Source organism: Mesorhizobium sp. WSM4845, from assembly GCF_055811455.1.
Window position 1 is genome coordinate 199,787 of sequence record NZ_JBVVQA010000002.1, and the last position, 23,818, is coordinate 223,604.

General features: G+C 61.9%; 27 protein-coding genes and 1 pseudogene. 10 read left to right on the forward strand and 18 right to left on the reverse strand.

Translation table 11 applies throughout. The features are described 5' to 3' along the window. Positions 1 to 191: 191 nt before the first annotated feature. Positions 192 to 1,109, forward strand: a complete 918-nt coding sequence (locus AC0L2C_RS03210) for a three-Cys-motif partner protein TcmP (RefSeq protein ID WP_287171585.1) — start codon at positions 192 to 194, stop codon at positions 1,107 to 1,109. Here AC0L2C_RS03210 and AC0L2C_RS03215 read toward each other — a convergent pair. The 6 genes from AC0L2C_RS03215 to AC0L2C_RS03240 form a co-directional block, all read right to left on the reverse strand. Further along, on the reverse strand, positions 1,064 to 1,816 hold the full coding sequence (locus AC0L2C_RS03215) for a DUF5131 family protein (protein ID WP_128169723.1): 753 nt from the start codon (positions 1,814 to 1,816) through the stop codon (positions 1,064 to 1,066). The two genes, AC0L2C_RS03210 and AC0L2C_RS03215, sit on opposite strands and share 46 nt — an antisense overlap. Before the next feature lie 97 nt (positions 1,817 to 1,913). Continuing rightward, complete coding sequence (gene ychF, locus AC0L2C_RS03220) at positions 1,914 to 3,017, reverse strand: redox-regulated ATPase YchF (protein WP_128177042.1); 1,104 nt, start codon at positions 3,015 to 3,017, stop codon at positions 1,914 to 1,916. 97 nt (positions 3,018 to 3,114) lie between these two features. Further along, the gene (pth, locus tag AC0L2C_RS03225) at positions 3,115 to 3,840 is read right to left on the reverse strand and encodes an aminoacyl-tRNA hydrolase (RefSeq protein ID WP_473522676.1); all 726 of its coding nucleotides are present in this window, start codon (positions 3,838 to 3,840) and stop codon (positions 3,115 to 3,117) included. Between the two features lie 22 nt (positions 3,841 to 3,862). After that, positions 3,863 to 4,504 carry a 50S ribosomal protein L25/general stress protein Ctc gene (locus tag AC0L2C_RS03230; protein WP_287246385.1) on the reverse strand — a complete coding sequence of 214 codons (642 nt, stop codon included), beginning with the start codon at positions 4,502 to 4,504 and terminating at the stop codon, positions 3,863 to 3,865. Positions 4,505 to 4,822: 318 nt separating this feature from the next. Continuing rightward, complete coding sequence (locus AC0L2C_RS03235) at positions 4,823 to 5,326, reverse strand: DUF2938 domain-containing protein (protein ID WP_473522677.1); 504 nt, start codon at positions 5,324 to 5,326, stop codon at positions 4,823 to 4,825. 68 nt (positions 5,327 to 5,394) lie between these two features. After that, on the reverse strand, positions 5,395 to 5,571 hold the full coding sequence (locus AC0L2C_RS03240; RefSeq protein ID WP_287171660.1) for a hypothetical protein: 177 nt from the start codon (positions 5,569 to 5,571) through the stop codon (positions 5,395 to 5,397). Here AC0L2C_RS03240 and AC0L2C_RS03245 point away from each other — a divergent pair. Continuing rightward, entirely contained in the window at positions 5,524 to 6,114 is a 591-nt protein-coding gene (locus AC0L2C_RS03245) for an ArsR/SmtB family transcription factor (protein ID WP_473522787.1), read from the forward strand. The two genes, AC0L2C_RS03240 and AC0L2C_RS03245, sit on opposite strands and share 48 nt — an antisense overlap. A 245-nt stretch (positions 6,115 to 6,359) precedes the next feature. Beyond that, entirely contained in the window at positions 6,360 to 6,785 is a 426-nt protein-coding gene (locus AC0L2C_RS03250) for a TetR/AcrR family transcriptional regulator C-terminal domain-containing protein (protein WP_473522678.1), read from the forward strand. Positions 6,786 to 6,864: 79 nt separating this feature from the next. Here the strand turns inward: AC0L2C_RS03250 and AC0L2C_RS03255 are convergent, their stop codons facing one another. Continuing rightward, entirely contained in the window at positions 6,865 to 8,127 is a 1,263-nt protein-coding gene (locus tag AC0L2C_RS03255) for an MFS transporter (protein WP_473522679.1), read from the reverse strand. Between the two features lie 119 nt (positions 8,128 to 8,246). Between AC0L2C_RS03255 and AC0L2C_RS03260 the strand changes: the two genes are divergently transcribed. Continuing rightward, positions 8,247 to 9,113 carry an AraC family transcriptional regulator gene (locus AC0L2C_RS03260; RefSeq protein ID WP_473522680.1) on the forward strand — a complete coding sequence of 289 codons (867 nt, stop codon included), beginning with the start codon at positions 8,247 to 8,249 and terminating at the stop codon, positions 9,111 to 9,113. 96 nt (positions 9,114 to 9,209) lie between these two features. Here the strand turns inward: AC0L2C_RS03260 and AC0L2C_RS03265 are convergent, their stop codons facing one another. The 7 genes and pseudogenes from AC0L2C_RS03265 to AC0L2C_RS03295 form a co-directional block, all read right to left on the reverse strand. Then, positions 9,210 to 10,145: a ribose-phosphate pyrophosphokinase gene (locus tag AC0L2C_RS03265; protein WP_023799890.1), complete on the reverse strand. Its 936-nt coding sequence runs from the start codon at positions 10,143 to 10,145 to the stop codon at positions 9,210 to 9,212. Between the two features lie 167 nt (positions 10,146 to 10,312). After that, positions 10,313 to 10,942 (reverse strand): hypothetical protein, encoded by a 630-nt coding sequence (locus AC0L2C_RS03270; protein WP_023799889.1) that lies wholly within the window; start codon positions 10,940 to 10,942, stop codon positions 10,313 to 10,315. 54 nt (positions 10,943 to 10,996) lie between these two features. Then, the gene (locus AC0L2C_RS03275) at positions 10,997 to 12,148 is read right to left on the reverse strand and encodes a M24 family metallopeptidase (RefSeq protein ID WP_023799888.1); all 1,152 of its coding nucleotides are present in this window, start codon (positions 12,146 to 12,148) and stop codon (positions 10,997 to 10,999) included. After that, positions 12,148 to 12,942, reverse strand: a complete 795-nt coding sequence (pgeF, locus tag AC0L2C_RS03280) for a peptidoglycan editing factor PgeF (protein ID WP_473522681.1) — start codon at positions 12,940 to 12,942, stop codon at positions 12,148 to 12,150. The genes AC0L2C_RS03275 and pgeF overlap by 1 nt, the downstream gene beginning before the upstream one ends. Before the next feature lie 97 nt (positions 12,943 to 13,039). Then, positions 13,040 to 14,128: a class I SAM-dependent methyltransferase gene (locus AC0L2C_RS03285; protein ID WP_473522682.1), complete on the reverse strand. Its 1,089-nt coding sequence runs from the start codon at positions 14,126 to 14,128 to the stop codon at positions 13,040 to 13,042. A gap of 72 nt (positions 14,129 to 14,200) precedes the next feature. Then, positions 14,201 to 15,076: a prolipoprotein diacylglyceryl transferase gene (gene lgt, locus AC0L2C_RS03290; RefSeq protein WP_473522683.1), complete on the reverse strand. Its 876-nt coding sequence runs from the start codon at positions 15,074 to 15,076 to the stop codon at positions 14,201 to 14,203. Positions 15,077 to 15,202: 126 nt separating this feature from the next. Further along, a pseudogene (locus AC0L2C_RS03295) lies at positions 15,203 to 15,340 on the reverse strand (type II toxin-antitoxin system ParD family antitoxin); the annotation flags it as partial. Positions 15,341 to 15,515: 175 nt separating this feature from the next. Here AC0L2C_RS03295 and AC0L2C_RS03300 point away from each other — a divergent pair. The 4 genes from AC0L2C_RS03300 (at position 15,516) to AC0L2C_RS03315 (ending at position 17,787) form a co-directional block, all read left to right on the forward strand. Then, positions 15,516 to 15,818 (forward strand): accessory factor UbiK family protein, encoded by a 303-nt coding sequence (locus tag AC0L2C_RS03300; protein ID WP_027151060.1) that lies wholly within the window; start codon positions 15,516 to 15,518, stop codon positions 15,816 to 15,818. A 311-nt stretch (positions 15,819 to 16,129) separates the two neighbouring features. Next, complete coding sequence (locus AC0L2C_RS03305) at positions 16,130 to 16,630, forward strand: type III secretion system chaperone family protein (protein ID WP_006202532.1); 501 nt, start codon at positions 16,130 to 16,132, stop codon at positions 16,628 to 16,630. Between the two features lie 18 nt (positions 16,631 to 16,648). Continuing rightward, positions 16,649 to 17,008 (forward strand): tRNA-binding protein, encoded by a 360-nt coding sequence (locus AC0L2C_RS03310; protein ID WP_023799882.1) that lies wholly within the window; start codon positions 16,649 to 16,651, stop codon positions 17,006 to 17,008. Positions 17,009 to 17,343: 335 nt separating this feature from the next. Then, positions 17,344 to 17,787 (forward strand): YybH family protein, encoded by a 444-nt coding sequence (locus tag AC0L2C_RS03315; protein ID WP_023799881.1) that lies wholly within the window; start codon positions 17,344 to 17,346, stop codon positions 17,785 to 17,787. Positions 17,788 to 18,017: 230 nt separating this feature from the next. Here the strand turns inward: AC0L2C_RS03315 and AC0L2C_RS03320 are convergent, their stop codons facing one another. From AC0L2C_RS03320 to AC0L2C_RS03335, 4 genes are all read right to left on the reverse strand, one after another. Continuing rightward, on the reverse strand, positions 18,018 to 19,103 hold the full coding sequence (locus AC0L2C_RS03320) for a glycosyltransferase family 4 protein (protein WP_473522684.1): 1,086 nt from the start codon (positions 19,101 to 19,103) through the stop codon (positions 18,018 to 18,020). A 152-nt stretch (positions 19,104 to 19,255) separates the two neighbouring features. Beyond that, entirely contained in the window at positions 19,256 to 20,668 is a 1,413-nt protein-coding gene (locus AC0L2C_RS03325; protein ID WP_091598380.1) for an ATP-binding protein, read from the reverse strand. 52 nt (positions 20,669 to 20,720) lie between these two features. After that, a complete protein-coding gene (locus AC0L2C_RS03330; protein ID WP_023799877.1) occupies positions 20,721 to 21,440 on the reverse strand; it encodes a response regulator in 720 nt (239 codons plus the stop codon). Continuing rightward, a complete protein-coding gene (locus AC0L2C_RS03335) occupies positions 21,427 to 21,960 on the reverse strand; it encodes a MarR family winged helix-turn-helix transcriptional regulator (protein WP_031255243.1) in 534 nt (177 codons plus the stop codon). The genes AC0L2C_RS03330 and AC0L2C_RS03335 overlap by 14 nt, the downstream gene beginning before the upstream one ends. A 240-nt stretch (positions 21,961 to 22,200) precedes the next feature. Here AC0L2C_RS03335 and AC0L2C_RS03340 point away from each other — a divergent pair, with 240 nt between their 5' ends. After that, a complete protein-coding gene (locus AC0L2C_RS03340) occupies positions 22,201 to 23,094 on the forward strand; it encodes a branched-chain amino acid aminotransferase (protein ID WP_023799875.1) in 894 nt (297 codons plus the stop codon). A 145-nt stretch (positions 23,095 to 23,239) separates the two neighbouring features. Next, a complete protein-coding gene (locus AC0L2C_RS03345; RefSeq protein WP_027151066.1) occupies positions 23,240 to 23,557 on the forward strand; it encodes a hypothetical protein in 318 nt (105 codons plus the stop codon). Positions 23,558 to 23,818 lie beyond the last annotated feature (261 nt).

Genomic DNA, 23,818 nt, shown 5'->3' on the forward strand with positions numbered 1-23,818 from the left:
GTCAAGCCGGGCGGAAAGGGCCCGTGCGGCCGTACACGAGGCTGTGATCGCGCTGGCGGCCATGAAGGCGCGGGCGGCCTTTATGAAGCCGAACAACGCTTGGCTTTGTTCATTTTTCGCCTGTTCTAAACGATCTAGACACCCGTTTAATTCTCGGCTTGGATATACGCTGGGGATTGGGGTATCGAAAATTGGCAAAGCATGTCTTTGGTGGACCCGATACGTCTAAAAAACTTCGGTGTTTGCAAGAGTATTTACAGTCATTTTCCGTTGCGCTTCGAAAGCAGCAGTTCGCCTGCATCTACATTGATGCCTTTGCTGGTTCTGGTACCCGCACGGAGGTGCGCCCTGGTTTGCCATTGTTCGGACCAGATTTCGCCGAGCCGGAGGAAGTCACGACACCAGGATCGGCGCGGATCGCGATCGAGATCGACCCACCTATGCACTCGGTCGTTCTGATCGAGCAAGACGCCTCTCGATTTTCAGAACTTCAAGCTTTGGTTGACGAGTATCCAGATCGCAAGATTATCCTACGAAATGGCGACGCTAACCAACTCGTGCAGCGTCTGTGCACGAACATCCACTGGCGAGGTCCTGACACCGTTGGTCATGGAATACGCGGGGTCATCTTTCTTGACCCCTACGGAATGGAGGTATCGTGGCAAACAGTGGAAGCGATCGCCAAGACCAAGGCGTTGGATTGCTGGTACTTCTTTCCGTTGTCGGGCCTATACAGGAATGCTCCGCACGATCCGGCGAAACTCGATCCTGGCAAGCAAGCAAGTCTAGATCGCGTCTTAGGCGCGACCGACTGGCGTTCCCGTTGGTACAGTCACGAAGTTGCGCGGGAAGACATTTTCGAGACGCAAGGGCAGGCTGTGCGCCGAGCTGACGTAAACGCAATCGAGGCCTATGTGAAGGGGCGGCTCGAAACAGCCTTTAAGGGCGCCGTCCTTGATCCAGTCCGGCTCCACCACAAGAATGGTGCGCCGCTGGCGTCCCTTTTCTTTGCCGTATCGAATACCAGCTCGGCAGCAGTGAAGCTGGCGACAGACATGGCATCTCACATTCTCAATTCTGGTAGGCCATCCCACAAGCGCTCGCGATAGGTTCGACCCGTCGCTTTCTTGTTCTTCCCGCCCCATTGTTTGAAAAAGAAAGTTGCATCGGCATCGGTGCACTGATCGAAAATATCATCGATCCACTGCGGGTCCATCGGACGTGCGTTGGGTCCGCTCTCTCCGCCGACTATCGCCCAATGAATGCCTGCCAGGCTTGCGCCCGCCACAGAGCCGATCAGCGGCTCATATGAGACAAACCTTATGGCCGCTGGAACGGCTCGAAGTTCATCCAATCTGTGAAGTACCCGGCTGTCCTCGACGCTTGTTCCAAGCCAGACGTTCGGCAATACTTTAAAGCCGTCGTTTGACAGGATTTCCGCCATCCTATCCGGCCGCTTGGTGAGGATTTGAAAGGTGTGGCGCGAGGTTGCGCCCATGACACCCCAAACCTCGTGGATAAAGTCCGCCGGCACATCGGCGTGGAAAAGATCGGACATCGAATTGACGAAGACGCGGCGCGGCTTCTTCCACGAAGCGGGAATGTCCAGAGAAGCGCGATCAAGCTTTATCTTGCCGGTCCACTTCGCCCGTCCACCGCTTTTCCGTGTCAGTCCGACGTATTTCTCGACGCCCATCGCTTCAAGGCGGGCTGCCATGCGCATAGCGTAGCAGTTGGTGCACCCCGCCGTGAGGATTGTGCATCCTGCGACCGGGTTCCAAGTTGCGTCAGTCCATTCGATTGATGTCTCGGCCATTTCCGCTCTTCTCTTCGTCCACTTTAAGACTGCCTGAAGATCGTAAATACCCCAATAAGTTCACCATAGGAATTTTTTCATATCAAGCGATGTCAGCTCAAGTATTGAACTTGAACAGCATGATGTCGCCGTCCTGGACGACATACTCCTTGCCTTCGTCGCGCGCCTTGCCGGCTTCCTTGGCCGGCACTTCGCCGCCCAGCGTGACGAAGTCGTTGTAGGCGATGGTCTGGGCGCGGATGAAGCCGCGCTCGAAATCGGTGTGGATGACGCCTGCTGCCTGCGGCGCCTTGGCGCCCTTGTGCACGGTCCAGGCGCGCGTCTCCTTCGGCCCGACGGTGAAATAGGTGATGAGCTGCAGCAGCTCGTAGCCGGCGCGGATGACCTTGTTCAGGCCGGGCTCGTCGAGCCCCAGCGTCGCCAAAAATTCCATTTCCTCTTCGTCGCTAAGCTGCGCGACCTCGGCCTCGATCGCCGCTGAAATCACCACGGTGCGGGCGCCCTGCGCGGCAGCCATCTGTTCGACCGCTTTGGTGTGTGCGTTGCCGGTGGCAGCATCGGCCTCGGCGACATTGCAGACATAGAGCACGGGGTGCGATGTCAGCAGGTTCAGCCCCTGCAGGATGCGCAGATCCTCCGCGGAGATATTTTTGAGCAGGATGCGGGCCGGCTTGCCGGCCTGCAGGAGTTCAAGGGCGGCTTCCATCATCGGAAGCACGGTCAGCGCCTCCTTGTCCTTGCCGGAAGCGCGCTTGCGGAACTGCACGATGCGGCGCTCGAGGCTGTCGAGATCGGCGAGCATCAGTTCGGTCTCGACGGTTTCGGCGTCGGCGACGGGATCGATGCGGCCCTCGACATGGGTGATGTCGTCATCCTCGAAGCAGCGCAGCACATGGACGATGGCGTCGACCTCGCGGATATTGGCCAGGAACTGGTTGCCCAGCCCTTCGCCTTTCGAGGCGCCGCGCACCAGGCCGGCGATGTCGACGAACGAGATGCGGGTCGGGATGATCTCCTTCGACTTGCCGATCGCCGCGATTTTTTGCAGGCGCGGGTCGGGCACCGCGACTTCGCCGGTGTTCGGTTCGATGGTGCAGAACGGATAGTTGGCGGCCTGCGCCGCCGCCGTCCTGGTCAGCGCGTTGAAAAGCGTCGACTTGCCGACGTTGGGCAAGCCAACGATGCCGCATTTGAAACCCATTTTTATCCGGTCCTATCGGGAAATCGAAATTTGATGAGGGCTATGGGCGAAACGGGTGACGAACGTCAAGCCCTGCAGCCCCGATCCGTGGCCAGGCTCAACCCTTGCCGCCAAACAGCTTCTTCAGCATGGCGGCCATCGGGCCGGTTTCGGGCAGCTTGGCCGCCGGCTGCTGCGGCCGCGCCTGGCGAACGTGGCTTTGTGCTTTCGGCGCCTTGGGTGGCGGGCGGTCGTCGTCGCCCGTCGGTGTGAGCTTGTCGCGCAAGGCTAGCGTCACGCGATTCATGAAGGAATTGTCGTCGCCCTTGGCAAGCAGTCCGGCAGCGTCGGCGATGGTGTCGAGCAGCACGTCCAGCCACTCGCGGTCGCTTTTGGCGAAATCGCCAAGCACATGGCCATGCACCATTTCCTTGACGCCGGGGCGGCCGACGCCAATGCGCACACGGCGGAAATCCTTGCCGACATGCTGCTCGAGCGAGCGGATACCGTTGTGGCCACCGGAACCGCCGCCGACCTTGACCCGCACCTTGCCGGCGGCAAGGTCGATCTCGTCATAAAGGACGGTCAGCGCCGAAGCGTCGAGCTTGTAAAAGCGCAGGGCTTCGCCGACCGACTGGCCAGACAGGTTCATGAAGGTCTGCGGCTTGATCAGGATGATTTTTTCGCCGGCAAGCGTGCCGTCGGCGATCAGGCCCTGGAACTTTTTCGACCAGGGCGAAAAGGAATGGCGGCGGGCGATTGCGTCCGCCGCCATGAAGCCGACATTGTGCCGGTGGTTGGCGTATTTCGCGCCCGGATTGCCGAGGCCTGCAAACAGCAGCATCGTCACCTCCGGGCGGAAAGGATTACTTCTCTTCGTCGGCAGGAGCCGCTTCGGGTTCAGCCGCTTCGACCGTCTCTTCAGCCTCCGGCTTCATCGCCGAGGAGCCGGCAATGGTCGCGACGGTGAAGTCGCGGTCGGAGATCACCGGCTTGACGCCGGCCGGCAGCTTGACCGCCGAGATGTGGATCGAATCGCCGATATCGGTGCCGGTGAGATCGACGGTGATGAATTCCGGGATCGCATTGGCCGGGCAGTGGAACTCGACTTCGTGGCGCACGATGTTGAGCACGCCGCCGCGCTTGAGGCCGGGCGACTTGTCCTCGTTGATGAAGTGGACCGGCACGTCGACATTGACTTCGGTGTCCCTGCCGATGCGCAGGAAGTCGACATGGACCGGAAAATCCTTGACCGGGTCGAGCTGGTAGTCCTTCGGCAGGACCTGGATCTTCTTGCCGTCGACATCGATCGTGGCGATCGTGGTCAGGAACCCGCCGCCATGGATCTTGTAGTAGATGTCCTTGTAGGTCAGCGCAATCGCCAGGGGAGGCTGCTTGTCGCCGTAGATTACTGCAGGCACTTTACCGTTGCGGCGAACTGCACGGGCGGACCCCTTACCGACCTGTTCGCGCGCTTCGGCCTTGAGCTCGTAAGAAGCTTGGCTCATGGCATTTCCTTTCGCGTTGTTCTGGAGCGTTCGCGGCCGGCGAGATGCCTGGGCCGTAAACGTCGAAAGCCGTCATGGCCCTACATGATCTGGTCCAAAATCTTTTTGGGATCACGTGAGGCCGGACAGCCTTCCGCCGCGTTGCCTCCAAGGGTGTCTACGCGGGTGGCGGCTCTATAGCGGAAGGTGGGGCGGGGTGCAAGCCAAAGGCGGGTGGCCAAAGGCGGATCGGCAGTGTCAAGCTTTTGAATTTCGTGCTTGCTCTCCATTTTCAAAATTTGGGGTTGTGTCCTGAAAGCCGACCGCGATCGACCAGTGTCAGATCGGGAACAGGTGTGCGGAAAGCAACGCAGCGCCGTACAGCCCGACCCCGAAGGACAGGTGAGTGATGAGGCCGCGCAGACGCGCAGTGTTCGGTTGGGGCGTCTTCGAGGCTGCAATTCCGGCTCCGAAGGCTGGCTGCATTACGAAGAACGGGGCGACGGCAGTGGACATGCCGACAACAAGGGCGGGAAGCAATATCGGGTGTCGTGCCCAGTCGAGGCCCCATACTGCCATCAGCAAGGCAGCAAAGACGATGCCGATCGCGTAATGCGCGACCCATCCAATCGGCGATTCGCCGCGAATTCGGGGCGCCTGCGCGATATTCGCATGTGCGAAACGTCCTCGCGGAAAGTGGCCGATCCAGCGGCCGACCCAGGCATAATCAAGCGGCGGAATCGCGAACGCTCGTTTCAGAAACAATCCCCAAAGATCCATCACCGCCGTCGCCCCCGTTCCGATCGCGGCTGCGCGGACAACGAACTCCAACTGCTCGTTCATTTCCATGCTCCTGTCTGGTCCATGCTCCTGTCTTGGGCGTTCGACACTAGCCGGTTGAAATAAGATATTCAATGTATTGATTGATCGTTTGATTGATTGTACCATGCGATATGAAAAACGCAGATGTCCATCATCCGATCTTTGACGAGATAGCCGATCTCGCCCGCACGCTGGGGCATGCACACCGGCTGGTTCTTCTGCGCCACATTGCCGACGGCGAACTGGCCGTGGAGCAGCTGACGCAACTTTCCGGGATCGCCTTGGCCAACACGTCGCAGCATCTTCAACAGCTCAAGCGGGCCGGCTTGGTGCAGACCCGGCGAGACGGGAAACGCGTGCTTTATCGTCTGGCCGATGGTCCGATCGAAAACGTGCTTGGGGCCCTGCGCAGCCTTGCGAACCACAGGCGCGAGCAAATCCGCGAGCTTATCGATGACACAATGAGCCGGCCGGACAGGCTGGAGAACATCTCACGCGAGGAACTGGTGCGCCGCATACGGGACGACGAAATCGTGCTGCTCGACGTCCGGCCGCAAGAGGAATACGCGGCCGGGCATTTGCCGGGTGCGATCAACATCCCCGTGGGTGAGCTGGAAGAACGACTTGCGGAGCTTCCACGAGAGAAGGTCATCGTCGCCTATTGCCGTGGTGTCCAGTGCGTTCTCTCTGCCGACGCGCTGGCAATCCTGAGGGCGCGAGGCTGGGCATCACGTCGGTTCGAAGGTGGCTTTCCCGAGTGGCTGGCCTCAGACCTTGATGTCGACGGGATGAACTACGAAAGCGGCTGACAGAAGCCGAAGCCGGCGTCGCCGGGGCACGCCCGAGTATCGCTGGGCACTCCCGGTCACAATCTCGCCAGACCGAAGCCGGCCACCAAGGCTGCGCGTCGGGCACAGATCGAGCGGGCAGCCTACAAGCTTCTCAAGGAGAAAGGCTACGGCGGGACTTCCATGCTTGGCATAGCCAAAGAGGCAAGGCGTCAAACGAAACCCTCTACCGCTGGTATAGCGACAAGAAGGGGCTGTTCAAGACGATGATCGAAAACAATGCAAGGGCGACGAAGGCGGCACTGGATGAGGCAATCAGGGACGAGGCCGATCCCCTGGCAACCCTGGAAGATGTTGCTCCGGTCCTGCTTTCGATGTTGCTTGGCGAGCGGGCAATTTCCCTGAACCGCGCGGCTGCATCTGACGAAAGTGGCGAATTGGGTGCGACGATTGCCGCAGCCGGGCGCGATTCGGTATTTCCGCTGATCGAGAAATTGATCCAGCGCGGCTTGGAGAGCAGTGCGCTGGCCGCGCCATCTGCGCGGATGGCGGCCGATTGGTTCTTGAACCTGCTGATTGGTGATCTGCAGATTCGGCGGGCCATTCACGCTCTGTCGGTTCCTTCAGACAGGGATGTCCATTCAAGAGTGGTTGCCGCGATCAGTGCATTTAAAAAGCTTTGCGGCACGTGATGGCAAAAATCGATCTGTGCCTGTTCTCATGCGTTGGGTGAGTTGGAAGCGTGGCTTAAGGCCGAAATCCAACTCAACCTCACTCGATCGTGGGCTCTTCCTCGAGCTTCCTCGCCTCCTTCATGTTTGGCAAAAAAACCGTCAGCAGCCCAAGCAGCGGCAAATACGAGCAGACCTGAAAGACGAAGTCGATGCCTTTCATATCGGCGACGACGCCGAGCACGGCGGCGGCGATGCCGCCCATGCCGAAGGCGAAGCCGAAGAAGATGCCGGCGATCATGCCGACGCGGCCGGGCACCAGTTCCTGGGCGAAGACGACGATGTTCGAGAAGGCCGAGGACAGGATCAGGCCGATCAGCACGGTCAGGATCATGGTCCATTCGAAATTGGCGTAGGGCAGGGCCAGCGTAAAGGGGAGCACGCCGACGATCGAGAACCAGATCATCGGCTTTTGTCCGTAGCGGTCGCCGAACGGGCCGCCGAGCAGGATGCCCAGCGCCGAGGCGCCGAGGAACAGGAACAGCATGACCTGCGACATCTGCACCGAAACGCCGAATTTATCGATGGCGTAGAAGGTGTAGTAACTGGCGAGGCTGGCAACATAGGCGTTTTTTGTCAGCACCAGCAAGGTCAGCACCGCCAGCGCGCTCATCACCTTGCGGCGCGGGAAGGGCGAGACGAAGCCTGCCGCCTTGCGGTTGGCGAGCGAGGCGCGCAGCCGGCTGTACCAGCCGCCGACCCGCCACAGCACGATGATGCCGATCAGCGATCCGGCGGCGAACCAGGCTATGCTGGTCTGGCCGAACGGCACGACGATGAAGGCGGCGAGCAGCGGCCCGATGGCCTGGCCGAGATTGCCGCCGACCTGGAACAGCGATTGCGCCAGGCCGAACCTGCCGCCCGAGGCGAAGCGGGCGATGCGCGAGGATTCCGGGTGGAAGATCGCCGAGCCGATGCCGATCAGCGACGCGCCGATCAGCAGCAGCCAATAGTGTCCGGCATAGGCCAGCACGACCAGGCCGATCAGCGAGGACGCCATGCCATAGGGCAGCGAATAGGGCATCGGCCGCTTGTCGGTGACCATGCCGATCAGCGGCTGCAGCAATGACGCCGTCACTTGGAAGGTGAAGGTCAAAAGACCGATCTGCCAGAAATCGAGATGGTAATTGTCCTTCAGCAGCGGATAGATGGCCGACAGCAGCGACTGCATGATGTCGTTGACACAATGGCAGAAGCTCACCGCAAGGATGACGGTGAAGGCCGTCGCTTGCGAAGAAGTGTGGCTGGCCGTCGCCGGCGTGGCGGCGGAGGTGGCTGTCGTATCGGTCAACGCAGGCTCCATGGTCTTTTCGGCGGACGCTCCCGCAGGCGGCCCTTATGGGCCCGCTGCCTTATAAGTTACTTGCCGGGCGACTTCTTTCGTGGTTTGGTCCAATAGTTTCGCGAGTGGGCCAATAGCCAATGCCGCATGGCAAAGAAATCTTCAAAGCGGGCGACACCGATCTCGGCCAGTTCACCGATCTCGGGCTGTTGCGCCGCTGGCAATGGCTGGAGCAGGCTGTCGGGCCGGCGGTGGCCCTGCCGACCGAATTTCCCGACGGCTACCACGTTCCGCAGCACCGTCACAGCCGCAGTCAATTGCTGCATGCGCTTATCGGCGTCGTGCTGGTGACGACGCGGCATGGGCGCTGGATGGTGCCGCCCGATCATGCGATGTGGATACCTGCCGGCACCGAGCATTCCGTCGAGATGCTTGGCGACGTCAGCATGCGCTCGGTCTATGTGATGCCGGACGCCATCGCCGGGCTGCCGGATGGCTTGCGCGTCGTCGGCATCACCGATCTGATGCACAGCCTGATCGTGGAATCGGAAAAGCTGCCGCAGGGCGCCGAGTTGGAGGGGCGCGGCGGGCTAATCATGAGCCTCCTGCTGCATGAAATCCCGAACCTGCCGGAACGGCCGCTTGGCCTGCCTTTTCCTTCGGATCCGAGGCTTGCGGCACTGTGCCGGCGCTTCGTCGCAGCGCCCTCGCCGCACGCGACGATCGACGAATGGGCCGATATCGTCGGCATGAGCCGGCGTTCCTTCACCCGCGCCTTTCATCGCCAGACCGGATTGTCGTTGTCGACATGGCGCCAGCAGGCCTGCCTGTTCGCGGCCTTGCCGAGGCTGGCGGACGGCGAGCCGATCACAAGGGTGGCGCTCGATCTCGGCTATGACAGCGTGCCGGCCTTCATCACCATGTTCAAGCGCATGCTGGGGGCGTCGCCACGCGGCTATATGCGCGGCTCAAGGGACAACATCAGGGTGTCGAACGCTAGCGCATGACCCCGAACCTTTTCGGAGAGGATCATGCGCAAAATCAAGGTGCTACAGCGTCCTTGGCGCGTCTCTGGACGCGCGGCGTTGTATCGCGGGCAGATTTCAGTCGAACAGGCTCGACACCGACTCTTCGGTCGCCGTGCGCGAGATCGCCTCGCCCATCAGGTCGGCGATGGAGACGACGCGGATGTTGCTGGCGTCGAGCACCGCCTGGGTCGGCTGGATGGAATCGGTGATGACCAGTTCCTGCAGCTTCGAGGCGCCGATGCGTGCGATGGCGCCGCCGGACAGAACGCCATGGGTGGTGTAGGCGGTGACGCTGGTGGCGCCGGCGGCAAGCAGCGCATCGGCCGCATTGCACAAGGTACCGCCCGAATCGATGATGTCGTCGATCAGCAGGCAATCCTTGCCGCGCACGTCGCCGATGACGTTCATGACTTCCGATTCGCCAGGGCGCTCGCGACGCTTGTCGACGATGGCAAGCTGGGCGTCGATGCGCTTGGCGAGAGCGCGGGCGCGGACCACGCCGCCGACATCCGGCGACACGACCATGACATTGGCAAGCCGCTTGTATTTCGCCTTCACATCGCGGGCCATGACCGGCACCGAAAACAGATTGTCGGTCGGGATGTCGAAAAAGCCCTGGATCTGGCCGGCGTGGAGATCCAGCGTCAAGACGCGATCGACCCCGGCCCGCGTGATCATGTTGGCGACCAGCTTGGCCGAGATCGGCGTGCGGCCCGAGGCGCGGCGGTCTTGCCTTGCATAGCCGAAATAGGGAATGACCGCCGTGATGCGCTTGGCCGACGAGCGCATGAAGGCATCGATCATGATGAGCAGTTCCATCAGGTGATCGTTGGTCGGGAACGAGGTGGACTGCAGGATGAAGACATCCTCGCCACGCACATTCTCCTGGATCTCAACGAAGATTTCCTGATCGGCGAAGCGCCTGACGCTGGCTTTGCCCAGCGGGATGTTGAGATAGCGGGCGACCGCTTCGGCCAGCACCCTGTTGGAATTGCCCGCGAAAAGCTTCATGCACCGTTCCTGGTGAAGGATGGAGACTCTGGCAGACTCTCTTGAGCCCCTTAGTCGGGGCTTTTAGCGGCCCGTGCCGGTATTGCAAGCGTCGTGATCGGGAATCCGCCGGCTAATCTCAATAAACGTCGACGGCGAGGGAAGCCGGCAACATGTCAGCCCGCCGGTCAGCCCGCTTGGCCGCCAAGCCATGTGGCGAACTGGTCGATCGTCTGGTCGGCGATCGCCTGCATGGTTTCCGGCGCGACCGCAGCCCACCCTTCGCCACCATTGACCGAGGCCGCCTTCTGCTGGCCGTTGATGCGATGCAGCCGGTTGCCTGCCGGGTCATAGACGTCCCAGACATAGATGACGGTGGTATCCTTGCCTTCCGACATCGTCGAGAAATAGCCTTTCAGCACGTGCGTCGGGGTCTGGCCGGCGCTGCCTGCCAAGGTGATGCCGCGCTGCTTGGCTCGCGTCTGAAGCGCCGCGGTCAGCGGTGTCGCGGCTTCCACCGAGGCGCCGACGATCGGCGCTACCTGCAGGCGGGTTCGTGCGATGACGGCGGCGCTCTTTGCGGGCGGCGCGGTCGTGGTTGCAGGCTGCGCAGGGGCGGAAGGCTGTGTTGCTGCGGGAGGCTGCGCGGTCGTCGCAGGTGCGGTGGGTGTTGCAGCCGTGCCGCTTCCGGCCGTTGGCACGGTCTGTGTCGACTGCGGGGCGATGGCCGAGGGTTCGAGAACGTCCTTCGCGTTGGTGCAGGCGGCCAGCGCCAGCGCCGCGAGCAATGACACGGTCGTCGCATGCGATCGCCTCATTTGCCTCAAAACTCCCTGGCGATGAACGCCTCTTGCATTCTTACCATTATGGATTCATTGCACAATCAAGTCGAGATCATGGCGGGACAGCGGCTTCGGCTGCGATTCAGTCGTCAGATAGGTGCGGCCAAGCGTCATTGCCGTCTCGGTTTCGGAGTCCATGATGATCATATGGGCGAACAGCGTCATGTTCGGCGCGATCGGTTCGGGATTGCCCTGATAGAACATCGGCATGTCCATCCATGATGGGGTGAAGCGGGCGCCGAGCGAATAGCCGCAGGCGTTGAGCCGGTGCTTGGTCAAATTGTGGGTTTCGAGCGTGCGGGCATGCGCGTCGAACACGTCGCCGAAGGTATTTCCGGGCGTCATCGCCTTTTCGACCGCCAGAAGTGCGGCGCGCGCAGCATCGAACAGCTCCTGGTGACGTTTCGACACCTTGCCGGTCAGCACGGTGCGCATCATCGCCGCATGGTAATGGTGGAAGACGCCGGCCCATTCGAGCGTCAACTGGTCGTTCTTGCTCAGCTTGCGACGGCCAGCCTTGTATCGGCAAAGCAGTGCGTCCACGCCAGAGCCGATGATGAACTCGTTGGCCGGATAGTCGCCGCCGCCGGCAAAGATCGCGCCCTGCATGGCGGCGAGGATCAAGGCTTCGTCGCCACCCTGCTTGATCAGCGGCAGGGCCGCGTCCAGAGCGTCGTCGGCGAGATTTGCGGCCTTTTCCACCTTGGCGATCTCGGCCGGGCTCTTGAACAGGCGCAGCCGGCTGATGATGCCGGACGCGTCGGCGATCTGGCCAAAGGTCTGCAATTGCTCGTCCAGGCGCCGGCCATTGTAGGCGGTCAGGCCGTGGGTGTCGTATTCGACGCCGATGCGGGCGCCGAGCAGGTCGAGGTCGTTGAGCAAATTGCGCAGGTCGATCGCCGGATTGGCGCCGTCGCGGTCGGTCCACAGCACGATGTTGTCGATGATCGAGGTGTGGCGCGCCTGGCGCAGATCGGCCGAGCGCGTGAGCAGGATCATCGAGCCGTCCGCCTTCACCACCAGGCACTGGAAGAAGCAGAAGCCGAACGTATCGTAGCCGGTCAGCCAGTACATGCTCTCCTGCGCAAACAAAAGGACGGCATCGAGCTTCTTCTCGGCGATCTCGATCATCAGCCGATCGCGCCGCGCGTCAAATTCCGACCGTTCGAAATGCAGCGCCATTATTCTGTCTCCAAAACGATTGCCGAAATCTGCCGCCCGTAATCCGGCTCCTTGCGATGGGTGCTGCGCCGGTAGGAATAGAACAGATCCTCCTCGGCGTAGGTGCAGCGGCCGAGCCCATCGGCGGTGACGCCGGCCCGGGTCAGCCGATCGACCGTATAGCGGTTGAGGTCGAACATTGCATGTCCCGGCTTCGCCGATGGCGCGAAATAGCTGATATTGTCGGCATCGGCCTCGACGAAACGAGCGATGAATTCCGGGCCGACTTCATAGTTTTCCGGGCCGATGGACGGGCCGAGAACCGCAACGATGCGCTCGCGCCGGGCGCCGAGGCTTTCCATTGCCGCAATGGTGTTTTCCAGCACGCCTGACAAGGCGCCCTTCCAGCCGGCATGGGCTGCGCCGACGATTCGCGACTCGGCATCGGCGAACAGCACCGGTCCACAATCGGCCGTCGAGGCGCCCACCGCAATCCCCGGCCGGTCGGTGACGACGGCGTCGGCCTTCGGCCGCTCGCCGGGAAAGGGCTCCCTGGCGATGACGACGTCGGGCGAATGGATTTGGTGGGCGGTCAACAGATGGCTTGATGGCACGCCCATCCAGTCGGCGACGCGGCGGCGGTTCTCGGCGACCTGCGTCTGGTCGTCGCTCGAGCCGGTGCCGATGTTGAGGCCCTGATAGATGCCGCTGGAGACGCCGCCGACGCGGGTGAAATAGCCGTGGCGAATGCCTTGCGCCCGCGCTTTCTCCAGCAAGGGCGACCGAACGGGATCCGGTTTGGACTGATTCAGCATGGCTGCGTTGTTGTCCGTGAGAGCGATTTCGTCAAGCGACAGTCGAAAGACGGCGACAGTCGGAAGGCGGGAGAGTGGGAGAGGCGGCAGTGAAAAGTCAATCCGCCGTTGCAAAGGGCGGAACGGCGATGCCGTCAGGCAGGACAGCAAGCACCTTGAACAGGTCGCCCATGGCTTGCGGGCCGGCGAGGCGTTCCACCTCGCCCGCAATCTTTTCGCGCGCCGCCTCATTGGCATTGGCGCCGAGCTGACCGGCGCGTTCGAGAAGCCCCATTTCCACCAGGAATTCGCCTTGCGTGGAGAGATGGGCATCGAGGCCATGCGCCCGCACTATCGCGGCAAGGGCGGCGAAATCGACATGGGCGGTGAGGTCGGCTTCGCCCGGATTGGCCAGCACATCTTCGTGATCGTGCTTGCGCAAGGCCTGCAAGGTGTCGCCGATCCCCGGCTGGAGGTAGCCATAGTCGAGGAACAGGCCGGCGCCGCCGAGCCCGGCCAATCGCTCGGCGATGGTCGCCATCAGCGCGGCTCGGGCCGGCGCGACCTCGACGATCGCGCCCTGTGGCGCGTTTTCGGCATCGTCCGGCAACAGCGTTGGATCGACCGAGCCGGCGCCGGCGAAGACGTGCAATTCGTCGGCGCCGTCGAGGCCGATCATCCGTTCGCGCCAGCCTGTTCCGGCGCGGACGAACTGGCGGATCGGCACCGCGTCGAACAATTCGTTGCCAACGATGAAAAGCGGGGTTTGCGGCAACGTGTCGATGCTTTCGTGCCAGCCGATCGCGGCCGGCGTGGCGGCAAGCGTTTGTTTCTGGACATCGGCCAGCCGCGGGCTGGTCTCGATCATGGCGAACGATGCACCGGCGGTCAGCGCCGGATCGAGCCGCGCAAGCGTGCGCAGCATGTCCTTCATCAGCGTGCCGCGGCCGGGGCCGATCTCGGCGATGGTGGCCGGCATCGGCCGGCCGGTCGCCAGCCAGGCTTCGTAGAGCCAGACGGCGATCAGCTCGCCGAACATCTGGCTGATCTCCGGTGCGGTGACGAAGTCGCCGGCAGCCCCGAACGGCTCGCGCGTCGTATAGTAGCCGTCCAGCGGATCGAATAGGCAAAGCGCCATGTAGTGGTTGACGGGGATCGGCCCCGCCGCACCGATCAGCTCGACAATGCGGGTTTTCAGCCGGGTCATACCGGCTGTGGCTGTGTTACCGCCCTAGGGCGACGTGCGTCCATTTGGAAAGTACGCCCTGGCACTTTGATTCTACGCATCGTGCTTCCCCAAAATCGATTCCGATTTTTGGGCCGATGCGGTAGCAGTCACCATCGCCCAGATGCCGGCCAGCAGCATCGGCAGCGACAGCACCATGCCCATCGTCAGCCAGTTGGTGCCGAGGAGGTAGCCGAGCTGCTGGTCGGGCTCGCGGAAGAATTCGACAAAGATGCGCGAGAGACCGTAACCGGCGATGAAGGCGCCGCCGACGAAGCGCGGCGTCTTCAGCTTGAGCCTGGAATGGGTGAAGAAGCGCAGGACCAGGAACAGCACCAGGCCTTCGAGCAGCGCCTCGTAGAGCTGGCTCGGATGGCGCGCAAATGGCCCGCCATTGGGGAATTCGACCGCCCATGGCACGTCGGTCGGCCTGCCCCAGAGTTCGGAGTTGATGAAATTCGCCATGCGGACGAGGCCAAGGCCGACCGGCACGCCGGCCGCCACCACGTCGAACAGCGACCAGGTGCGGATGCCGCGCGACCAGGAAAACAGCGTCATGGCGAGAATGACGCCGAGCAGCCCGCCATGGAACGACATGCCGCCCTGCCAGACAGCAAGGATATCAAAGGGTTGAGCGATGTAGCGCGGCAGGTCGTAAAACAGCACGTAGCCGACACGCCCGCCAAGCACCACGCCGATAGCCGCCCAGACGATGAAGTCGTCGAGATCCTCGGGCTTCATGGGCACGGTGCCGTCGGGCCAGAGCCTTGCATTGGTGACGAGCCGCTTGGCATACCACCAGGCGAAGAGAATGCCGACGATATAGCCGACGCCATACCAATGCACCGCCAGCGGTCCGATCTGGACGATGACCGGGTCGATGTTGGGGAAGGGCAGGGCGGCCAACGGCAGCATAAGATATTCGCTCAACAGGATCTCCCGGTTGCGATCACGTTCGGGCGCGGACCATGCGGCAGGGTTTTGGCCCGGTCAAGGCGACGCTGGCGCGGCAAATACGGCTTCGGGAAGCAGGCTGATCGTGCCGGTACTGCCGCCTCACAGCTTGGTCCCGGCCAATGCCCTATATTTGGCCTCCAGGCGGTCAAGCACCTCTTCCGCAGGCTTCACCCGCCCTGCGTCGGCATCGCCGAGGCCCTTGGCGAGCGCGGCGTCGCGTGCGGCAAGACGCTGGTCCAAATTCGCACTGAAAGCCATTGCAGTCCCCGTCAGAATGCTCTTCCTTGGATGGTACCAGCTATGGCTTGCGAGACTAGGTCAAATTGCATCGACTTGATGACGCAGCAGCCTCAACGTCCTTGCATTCCGCGTCGCGCGCCACTACGTCAAATCGAGCAAGCGAGGATTTGCCATGTCGACCGGACCGAACCGCATTCTCGATGAGTTCGCCAAGCTGATGACCGACGCTGCGGGTGCCGCGCAAGGCGTGCGCCGCGAAGTGGAAACAGCCTTCAAGGGGCAGGCCGAGCGTGTTCTCAACTCGATGGACCTGGTGCAGCGCGAAGAATTCGAGGCCGCCCGCGACATGGCGGTAAAAGCCAGGGAAGAAAACACCCGTCTCGCTGCGCGCATCGAGACGCTTGAGGCAAAGCTCGCCGATCTGACCGGGCAGGCCGCGCCTGCGGCTGCGGCAAAGCCCAGACCAAAAAAATAACGTTAAACTTTTCCACAAAGCACAATCGCAAAAAGCGCTTTGTCGTGAATCGCTTACCGGCATTGCGTGAATCTTTGTGACAGCGGCTTTCCACATGCGAATGACGCAGTGCGAAAAATTGGGCTGGTCACGCGACTCCCGATCAATAGACTGAATTTGTTGCATGATTCGGAGCAGGGTCATGCGCCGGGCGGTGGGGTCCGGTCTGGGGTCTTTGTGCGTTGACGAAGTCCCGGCCGTCCGAGTTCTAGACAAAATTGTTCGTTGTGGGTGCCCCGCCGGCCGAGGCGAAGGAACGACAGGAAGCATTCATGGAACTTCTCGAACTCGAATTCTCGCGCGAAATCCATCCGGTGGATGTTATCGAGCAGGTGGCGCACAACAACGACTGGTCCTTCGAACGGGCCGGCGACGACGAGATTTCGATTTCGGTTGCCGGAAGCTGGACCGACTACCACGTCTCATTTTCCTGGATGGAGGATTTCGAGGCGCTGCATCTGGCCTGCGCTTTCGACATCAAGGTGCCGGAGGCGCGCGCGCTCGAAGTGATGCGGCTGCTTTCGCTGATCAACGAGCAGATGCTGTTCGGCCATTTCGACCTCTGGGAGCAGGAGGGCGCAATCATGTTCCGCCAGTCGCTGCTGCTCGCCGGCGGGGTCGAGCCCTCGAGCCAGCAGGTCGAGGTGCTGTTGTCGTCGGCGCTGGAAGCCTGCGAATGCTACTTCCAGGCGTTCCAGTTCGTCGTCTGGTCGGGAACCTCGGCCAAGGATGCGCTGGCCGGCGTTCTGTTCGAGACCTACGGAAACGCCTGAGCCAGGTCCTGAACCGCCATGAGTTCGAGCAGCCAGCGCAAGCCCGAGATCAGCTTCGCCGATTTCGACCGTGTCGACATTCGCGCCGGCACGATCGTCGAGGCCGAGCCGTTTCCGGAGGCGCGCAAGCCGTCGATCAAGCTGAAGATCGATTTCGGCGCTGACATCGGGGTGAAGAAATCGTCGGCGCAGATCACCAAATACTATGCGCCCGAGACGCTGCTCGGCCGGCAGGTGTTCGCGGTGGTCAATTTTCCGCCGCGGCAGATCGGCCCCTTCATGTCGGAAGTGCTGACGCTTGGCTTTCCCGACGAGGAGGGTGCGGTCGTCCTCGGTGCGATCGAACGCAGGGTGCCTGACGGCGGCCGACTGTTCTAGCTTCGTCATCCACGGGCGGAGCGGGAGCGAAGCCGACGCGCAGACTTTCCTTGGCCGCTCCAGGGGTTTGATCTCAAGAAGCGCGTGGTTTCCCCAAAAGTCGTGATCACCAGAAACCTCGGCCGCAGTATCGCGACCACGCCGAATGCCCGCGAATGAACCAAGGGTGCCCACAGGCTTGACCTGCACGTGATTGCCGTTCTCGGCGACTACATCGATTGAGTTTTCGTTGTGGGCGGCCACCCAAAACGGATTAGTCGACAGCCCAACGGCCCAGGCGTATTGTTTTGACGCGGCATCTGTCGGGCTGTGCCGCCAATTCTCGGGAGGATACGATGGTTCGACTGCTGACTGCGATTTTCGCTGTGCTTTCCCTTTGCCTCTTTTCGTGGTCGCCCGCCAACGCTGACCCCGTCGACGATCAGGTGAAAGCCGCTTACGTGGCCTGGGACGCTGCGTTCAACAAAGCAGACGCAAAGGCGGTTGCGGCGTTCTACACCGACGACGCGATTTTCTTGCCCGCCACCCATGACGTCATCAAGGCACCGGACGGGGTCGAGAAATTCTTTGGCGGCCTCTTCGGCATGGGAGTGACAGGCCACAAGCTCGAACTGATCGAAGCAGGAGGTGACGGCAACCTGCTGTTTGGCACGGCGAAATGGTCGGCCAAGGGTAAAGACGCCAATGGTGCGGATCAGCCGTGGGCCGGGGTGGCAACCCACGTCTTCGAAAAGCAGGCAGATGGCAGCCTGAAACTCCGGCTGCACACCTTCAACTGATCGACGGCGTTCTCTGCTTTCCGACGGGAGGGGTCCGTTACCGGGCCGCTGCCCCAGCTAGCGCAGTCACGATCCAGTCGGACGCCAAGAGCTGCACCCTGGCTCGCGCAAGTAATTGAGATCGATCAGCGCCTCCGCTTCCCTGGTTTCGGCAAAGCGTTCCGGATGGACCTGTGGAGCCGCCGCCGCCTCAACCCAACAAGTTCTTCACCGAAGGGGCCGCTCGCAGGTCACGAAATGGATCCTCGGGTCTGCGCGCCGGCGTTGCCGCCGCTTCGCCCGTGGATGACGAAAGGTGGTGTCAGTTTTCGCTGGCTGCCCAGCGCCTCTCCAACCGTTTCCAGGAACATCTCCGCGCAGGCCTTCCAGCTGTAGCGCATGGCCCGTTGGCGCGCCTCTTCGCGGTCGACGTCGAGCGCGGCGAGCGCGGCCTCACGCAAATCGTTCGACACCGCTCCGCCGACGCCGTCGCCGACAATGTCGATCGGCCCGGTCACCGGATAGGCTGCGACCGGCGTGCCGCTGGCCAGCGCCTCGATGATGACATTGCCGAACGTGTCGGTGCGGCTGGGAAAGACGAAGACATCGGCCGAGGCGTAGATTTCGGCCAGTTCGTCGTTCGGGCGGTGGCCAAGAAAATGGGCATCGTTGTATCTGGCCTTGAGCCTGGCCAACTCCGGCCCCTCGCCGACGATCACCTTGCTGCCGGGCAAATCCAGGTCGAGGAAGGCAGCCAGGTTCTTTTCGATCGCGACGCGGCCAACGCAGAGGAAGATCGGTCGCTCGAGCCCCAGATCCTTTTTCTTGTCCGGCCGGAAATGGTCGGTATCGACGCCGCGCGTCCATGGCCTGAGCTTGGTGAAGCCGCGCGCCGCCAGATCGTCCGCCAGCGACTGGGTGGCGACCAGCGTGCCTTGTCCGGAATTGTGGAAATCGCGAAGCCAGCGATAGGCCCAGGCTTCCGGTATAGGCAGCCGTGCGCTCAGATATTCCGGAAAGCGCGTGTGATAACTAGTCGTGAACGGCCGGCCTGCCTTGCGGCAATAGCGCCGCGCCATGATGCCGAGCGGGCCTTCGGTGACGATATGGATATGATCGGCATTGCGCGCTTCGATCAGGCGCGCGACGCGGCCCGGCGTGGTCAGCGCCAGCCGGATGTCCGGGTAGGTCGGCAGCGGCAAGGTGCGAAAGATATTCGGGGTCAGGAAGTCCGTCTCGACGTCGAAGGATTTCAGGGTTTCTGAAAGCCGTTCCAGCGTATGGACAACGCCGTTGACTTGCGGGCGCCAGGCGTCGGTGACCATCAGGATGCGCATAGCAGGCCTTTGCTTGAAAGGTCGTCGGTTTCCTTGATGCGGGGCCGCAAGGCCGAATCAATCGGGATCACGCGCTTCATGCGCGCTCTTCAGCATGGTTTCATGACGGGCCGATGAAGGCAGTACGTCCAATTGGGCGCACCTCGCTCTAATCAGGCCGGAACCTTGATGACGGCGCGCAAGCCGCCGAGCGGGCTCTTGTCGAGCATGATGTCGCCGCCATGGCTGCGGGCAATGTCGCGTGCGATGGCAAGGCCAAGGCCGGTGCCGCTGGCATCGAGGTTGCGGGCTTCGTCAAGCCGCACGAAAGGCTTGAACACGTGCTCGCGCTTTTCAGGCGGAATGCCCGGACCGTCGTCGTCGATGGTGACGAGCAGCGAGCCGCGGCCGTGGTTTGCGTTGATCTCAACCGTCTTGGCATAACGGAAGGCGTTGCCGACGACATTGGACAACAGCCGGGCAAAGGCGTGCGGCCGCACATGCACATTTGGATCGCCGGCGAGCGAGGTCGACAGTTTGCGCTTGCGCAGCGTCGCCTCCTCGCCGAGCTTGTCGAAATAGGCTTCAAGGTTGAAACGGCCGGCGTCTTCCGTTGCCTCGCCGCGGGCAAAGGCGAGATAGCCTTCCAGCATCGACTGCATGTCGTCGATGTCCTGGCCGAGCGCCTCGGTGTCGGCCTTGGTCCCGGTCAGCGCAAGCTGCAGCTTGAAGCGCGTGAGGATGGTCCTCAAATCGTGACTGACGCCGCTCAGCATGGCGGTGCGCTGTTCGAGCTGGCGTTCGATGCGTTCGCGCATCTGGATGAAGGCAAAGCCGGCGCGGCGAACCTCCTCGGCACCGCGCGGACGGAAATCGAGCGGCATCGGCCGGCCCTTGCCGAAACTTTCGGCGGCCTCGGCCAGCGTCAGGATCGGCCGGATCTGGTTGCGCAGGAACGGGATGGCGATCATCAGCAGCACCAGCGAGGTGCCGACCATCCAGATCAGGAAAATGTGCGTGTTCGAGGCATAGGCCTGGCTGCGGCGCACGAAGGCGCGCAGCACCTTGCCTTCGAGCTGGACGCGGACCTCGATGATATTGGAATTGCCGACCGTATCGATCCAGAACGGACGGTTGATCTGATGGGTGATCTCGGACGAGAGAATTTCGTCGAGGATCGAGAAGAACGGCTTTGGACCGGGCGCCGGCAGAGGATCGGGCGGCAGCAAGTCGATCTTCAGCTGCATGCGATCCTGCGCGATGCGGATGATGTTGGCGTAGTCGGCGTCGTGCGGATAGGTTTCCACCAGGTCGACGATCGCGGCAATGTCGCGAACCGTGGCCTGCGACAGGCGCTGCGTCACGGTCTGCCAGTGGCGTTCCATAAAGACAAAGGCGAGGACCGATTGCAGCAGGATCATCGGCGCGATGACGATGATCAGCGAGCGGGCATAGAGCCGCTTCGGCATGTAAAGCGAAACGAGGCGCCAGAACCGTTTCCAGGCAAGCGGCACGGCCTTCAGTGCCCGCCTGGCGCGAGCGCTCAAGCCGCGATCTCCCGGCCGTTCCAGTTGCGTGGTCGCCATTCGCCCTTTTTGCGCATCCGCAGCCGCTCGACAAGGGGCTGCGGGCGGCAGTCTATTCCACGCTGAGCCGATACCCAATACCGCGCACGGTCTGCAGCCAGACCGGATTGGACGGATCGCGCTCGATCTTGCGGCGCAGCCTGTTGATCTGGACGTCGATGGTGCGCTCGCCGACTTCGGATTCGTCGCCGACAAGTTCATGACGCGGTATCGTTTCGCCGGCACGGGCCGCGAAGATCGCCAGGATCTCCTGCTCGCGGTCGGTCAGCTTCAGAGCCTCGCCGCCGCGCTTGAGCTCGCGCCGGGCGATCTGGAACGTGTAAGGCCCGAAGACCAGCTGCTCGACCTTGGGCGTCGTTGCCGGACCGCCGCGGCGCAGGATGTTGTTGATGCGCAGGATCAATTCGCGGGGATCGAAAGGCTTCGGCAGATAGTCGTCGGCGCCGGCCTCGAGCCCGGTGATCCGGCTGTCGGTCTCGGACAGCGCGGTAAGCATCAGGATCGGCACGTTCTTGGTTGCCCGCAATGCCTTGGCGAGATCGACGCCGGTTTCGCCCGGCATCATGATATCGAGCACCAGCAGATCGAAATCGAGGCCGGCGAGCTTGCGCCGCGCTTCGCCGGAATTTCCGGCAACGGTGACACGAAAGCCGTTTTCGGTCAGATATTGTTTGAGAAGATTGCGGATACGGGTATCGTCATCAATCACCAGCAAATGCGGCGCATCGTCGTCCGGTGCTGCCGGTTGATCAACCTTTTCAATGGTCTCCATGGCTTTTCCCTGACGTTTTTGCGGGCACAATGTCGATCTGCGCCCTTAGTTCCGGATTGACCATCGCTTCCAGGAAGCGCTCGATCAAGGCGCGTTCGGTGGCTCCGGAATCTTCCAATGCAGCATGGATGCGGCGTGACTGTGGCCGTGCCAGCGCCAGCGCCAGGGCGCGGCCCTTGGCTGTCGGATAGAGCTCGCGCTGGCGGCGGTCGCGCGGACCCTGCAACTGGACGATGTGGTCGGTGTCGATCAGTTGCTTGAGCACGCGCGCCAGGCTCTGCTTGGTGATCTTCAGCACGTCGAGGAGTTCGGCGACCGTCAGGCCCGGCCTGCGATTGACGAAATGCAGAACCCGGTGATGGGCGCGGCCGAAACCATAGTCGGACAGGATCTGGTCCGGATCGGAGGTAAAATCGCGATAGGCGAAGAAGAACAGTTCGATGATGGCAAAGTCGATGCCGTCCTCGTCGGTGATCGCCGTCCTGATCGGTTTTCCGGCTGGGTGGCTGCGATCCGTCATCATTTCTCCGTGGGAAAGGGAAATTATGTCAGTACTATTGACGTAATTTCCCGGCAATGGTAATTTTTGACAAGCTTTTCGGCGGATTGCGAACGAAAAGGCAAGGGAAAGCCGTTTTTCCGGAACTTCCTGTGTTTGCCAGACCTTATATATCCGCCTACGCTTCGAGATAGCGGCCGCCCGGTGCGGCTGACAAGAAACGCGCAACGATGTGCGGGCGGCCGCCCGCGGGAGGTTACCATGGCATCCGTTCCCTTTGACCAAATGGACGGCTTTATCTGGATGAACGGCGAGTTCGTCCAATGGGCCGACGCCAAGATCCACGTGCTGACCCATGGCCTGCACTACGCCAGCGCGGTGTTCGAGGGCGAACGCGCCTATGGCGGCGAGATTTTCAAGCTGACCGATCACAGCGAGCGCCTGCACGAATCGGCACGCCTGCTCGGCTTCAAGATTCCCTATTCGGTTGCCGAGATCGACGACGCCTGCCGCACGCTGTTGAAGAAGCAGGGTTTTCGGGATGCCTATGTCCGGCCGATCGCCTGGCGCGGCAGCGAACAGATGGGCGTCTCGGCGCAAAACAGCCGGATCAACTGCGCCATCGCCATCTGGCAGTGGCCCAGCTATTTCGATCCGGCACAGAAGCTGAAGGGCATCCGCCTCGATCTGGCCGAATGGCGCCGCCCCGATCCGCGCACCGCGCCGTCGAAATCGAAGGCCGCCGGCCTCTACATGATCTGCACCATGTCCAAGCATGCCGCCGAAGCCAAAGGCTATGCCGACGCCATGATGCTCGACTGGCGCGGCCAGGTTGCGGAAGCAACCGGCGCCAACATCTTCTTCGTCAAGGACGGCAAGATCCACACACCCACCCCCGATTGCTTCCTCGACGGCATCACCCGCCGTACAGTCATTGGTCTTGCCAAGGATCGCGGCTTCGAGGTGATCGAGCGCACCATCATGCCGGAAGAACTCGAAGGCTTCCAGCAGTGCTTCCTCACCGGAACGGCGGCCGAGGTGACCCCCGTTTCAGAGATCGGTCCATACCGATTCGAGGTGGGCGAAATCGCCAAGACTCTGATGAACGACTATTCTGCAGCCGTTCAACCCAAGCATGCGATTGCCGCAGAATAACGAAAGTCACAACTTTTTTAACAAGTAGGGGCGGTTTTCGGACTGCCCCTTTTATTTAAGCACCTCGGCATTTGACTTTCGTCCAGTTCGGCGTCTCATGATGCTGTCGGCCCGGGAGGCTGGCAGCTATGGAGGGACTGGCAATATGGACATGAACACGCTTCTTCAGATCATTGTTCAGGTGATTATGGGTGTCATTGGTGGCCAGGCGGTGGGCGCCGCGCTCAAGACAGCGGCAATGGGGCAGCTTACCAAAATCCTCGGCGGCGCCCTTGGCGGCGTCGGCGGTGCGGCCATCCTCGGCAGCCTGCTCGGCGGCGGCACGATCGATCCGGCTGCGGCCGCAGCGGCAACGGGCGGATTGGGCAGCGCGCTGAATGTGCAGAACATCCTCGGCGGTGCCGGTGGTGGCGCCATTCTGACGGCCATCATCGGCGCGGTCATGAACGCGACGAAGAAGTAAGCTTAATGCAAGTCGCGCAAAAGCATGCCCCGGGCTTGACCCGAGGGTGCGTAGCGGTTTTGCGATAACGACATGCATAAAAACAATAACTTAAAGCGCGTCGCATGAATCCATTCAGCCGCGACGCGCTTTAGCGGTTTCAGGTTTGCGTGGGGGGGGGGGGGGGGCCCCCGGGATTTTTTGTTTTTGGGGGAGCCCGGGGGGGGGGGGGCCCGTGTCGGGTGTGTGTAAAAAAAAAAACGCCCCCCGGAAAGGCGCGGA

Excerpts from the sequence above, each read along its gene's own strand:
- AC0L2C_RS03215 (WP_128169723.1), bottom strand. The coding sequence starts at position 1,816 with ATGGCCGAGACATCAATCGAATGGACTGACGCAACTTGGAACCCGGTC.
- ychF (WP_128177042.1), bottom strand. The coding sequence starts at position 3,017 with ATGGGTTTCAAATGCGGCATCGTTGGCTTGCCCAACGTCGGCAAGTCG.
- pth (WP_473522676.1), bottom strand. The coding sequence starts at position 3,840 with ATGCTGCTGTTTGCAGGCCTCGGCAATCCGGGCGCGAAATACGCCAAC.
- AC0L2C_RS03230 (WP_287246385.1), bottom strand. The coding sequence starts at position 4,504 with ATGAGCCAAGCTTCTTACGAGCTCAAGGCCGAAGCGCGCGAACAGGTC.
- AC0L2C_RS03235 (WP_473522677.1), bottom strand. The coding sequence starts at position 5,326 with ATGAACGAGCAGTTGGAGTTCGTTGTCCGCGCAGCCGCGATCGGAACG.
- AC0L2C_RS03250 (WP_473522678.1), top strand. The coding sequence starts at position 6,360 with ATGATCGAAAACAATGCAAGGGCGACGAAGGCGGCACTGGATGAGGCA.
- AC0L2C_RS03255 (WP_473522679.1), bottom strand. The coding sequence starts at position 8,127 with ATGGAGCCTGCGTTGACCGATACGACAGCCACCTCCGCCGCCACGCCG.
- AC0L2C_RS03260 (WP_473522680.1), top strand. The coding sequence starts at position 8,247 with ATGCCGCATGGCAAAGAAATCTTCAAAGCGGGCGACACCGATCTCGGC.
- AC0L2C_RS03265 (WP_023799890.1), bottom strand. The coding sequence starts at position 10,145 with ATGAAGCTTTTCGCGGGCAATTCCAACAGGGTGCTGGCCGAAGCGGTC.
- AC0L2C_RS03270 (WP_023799889.1), bottom strand. The coding sequence starts at position 10,942 with ATGAGGCGATCGCATGCGACGACCGTGTCATTGCTCGCGGCGCTGGCG.
- AC0L2C_RS03275 (WP_023799888.1), bottom strand. The coding sequence starts at position 12,148 with ATGGCGCTGCATTTCGAACGGTCGGAATTTGACGCGCGGCGCGATCGG.
- pgeF (WP_473522681.1), bottom strand. The coding sequence starts at position 12,942 with ATGCTGAATCAGTCCAAACCGGATCCCGTTCGGTCGCCCTTGCTGGAG.
- AC0L2C_RS03285 (WP_473522682.1), bottom strand. The coding sequence starts at position 14,128 with ATGACCCGGCTGAAAACCCGCATTGTCGAGCTGATCGGTGCGGCGGGG.
- AC0L2C_RS03300 (WP_027151060.1), top strand. The coding sequence starts at position 15,516 with ATGTCGACCGGACCGAACCGCATTCTCGATGAGTTCGCCAAGCTGATG.
- AC0L2C_RS03305 (WP_006202532.1), top strand. The coding sequence starts at position 16,130 with ATGGAACTTCTCGAACTCGAATTCTCGCGCGAAATCCATCCGGTGGAT.
- AC0L2C_RS03310 (WP_023799882.1), top strand. The coding sequence starts at position 16,649 with ATGAGTTCGAGCAGCCAGCGCAAGCCCGAGATCAGCTTCGCCGATTTC.
- AC0L2C_RS03315 (WP_023799881.1), top strand. The coding sequence starts at position 17,344 with ATGGTTCGACTGCTGACTGCGATTTTCGCTGTGCTTTCCCTTTGCCTC.
- AC0L2C_RS03320 (WP_473522684.1), bottom strand. The coding sequence starts at position 19,103 with ATGCGCATCCTGATGGTCACCGACGCCTGGCGCCCGCAAGTCAACGGC.
- AC0L2C_RS03325 (WP_091598380.1), bottom strand. The coding sequence starts at position 20,668 with ATGGCGACCACGCAACTGGAACGGCCGGGAGATCGCGGCTTGAGCGCT.
- AC0L2C_RS03330 (WP_023799877.1), bottom strand. The coding sequence starts at position 21,440 with ATGGAGACCATTGAAAAGGTTGATCAACCGGCAGCACCGGACGACGAT.
- AC0L2C_RS03335 (WP_031255243.1), bottom strand. The coding sequence starts at position 21,960 with ATGACGGATCGCAGCCACCCAGCCGGAAAACCGATCAGGACGGCGATC.
- AC0L2C_RS03340 (WP_023799875.1), top strand. The coding sequence starts at position 22,201 with ATGGCATCCGTTCCCTTTGACCAAATGGACGGCTTTATCTGGATGAAC.
- AC0L2C_RS03345 (WP_027151066.1), top strand. The coding sequence starts at position 23,240 with ATGGACATGAACACGCTTCTTCAGATCATTGTTCAGGTGATTATGGGT.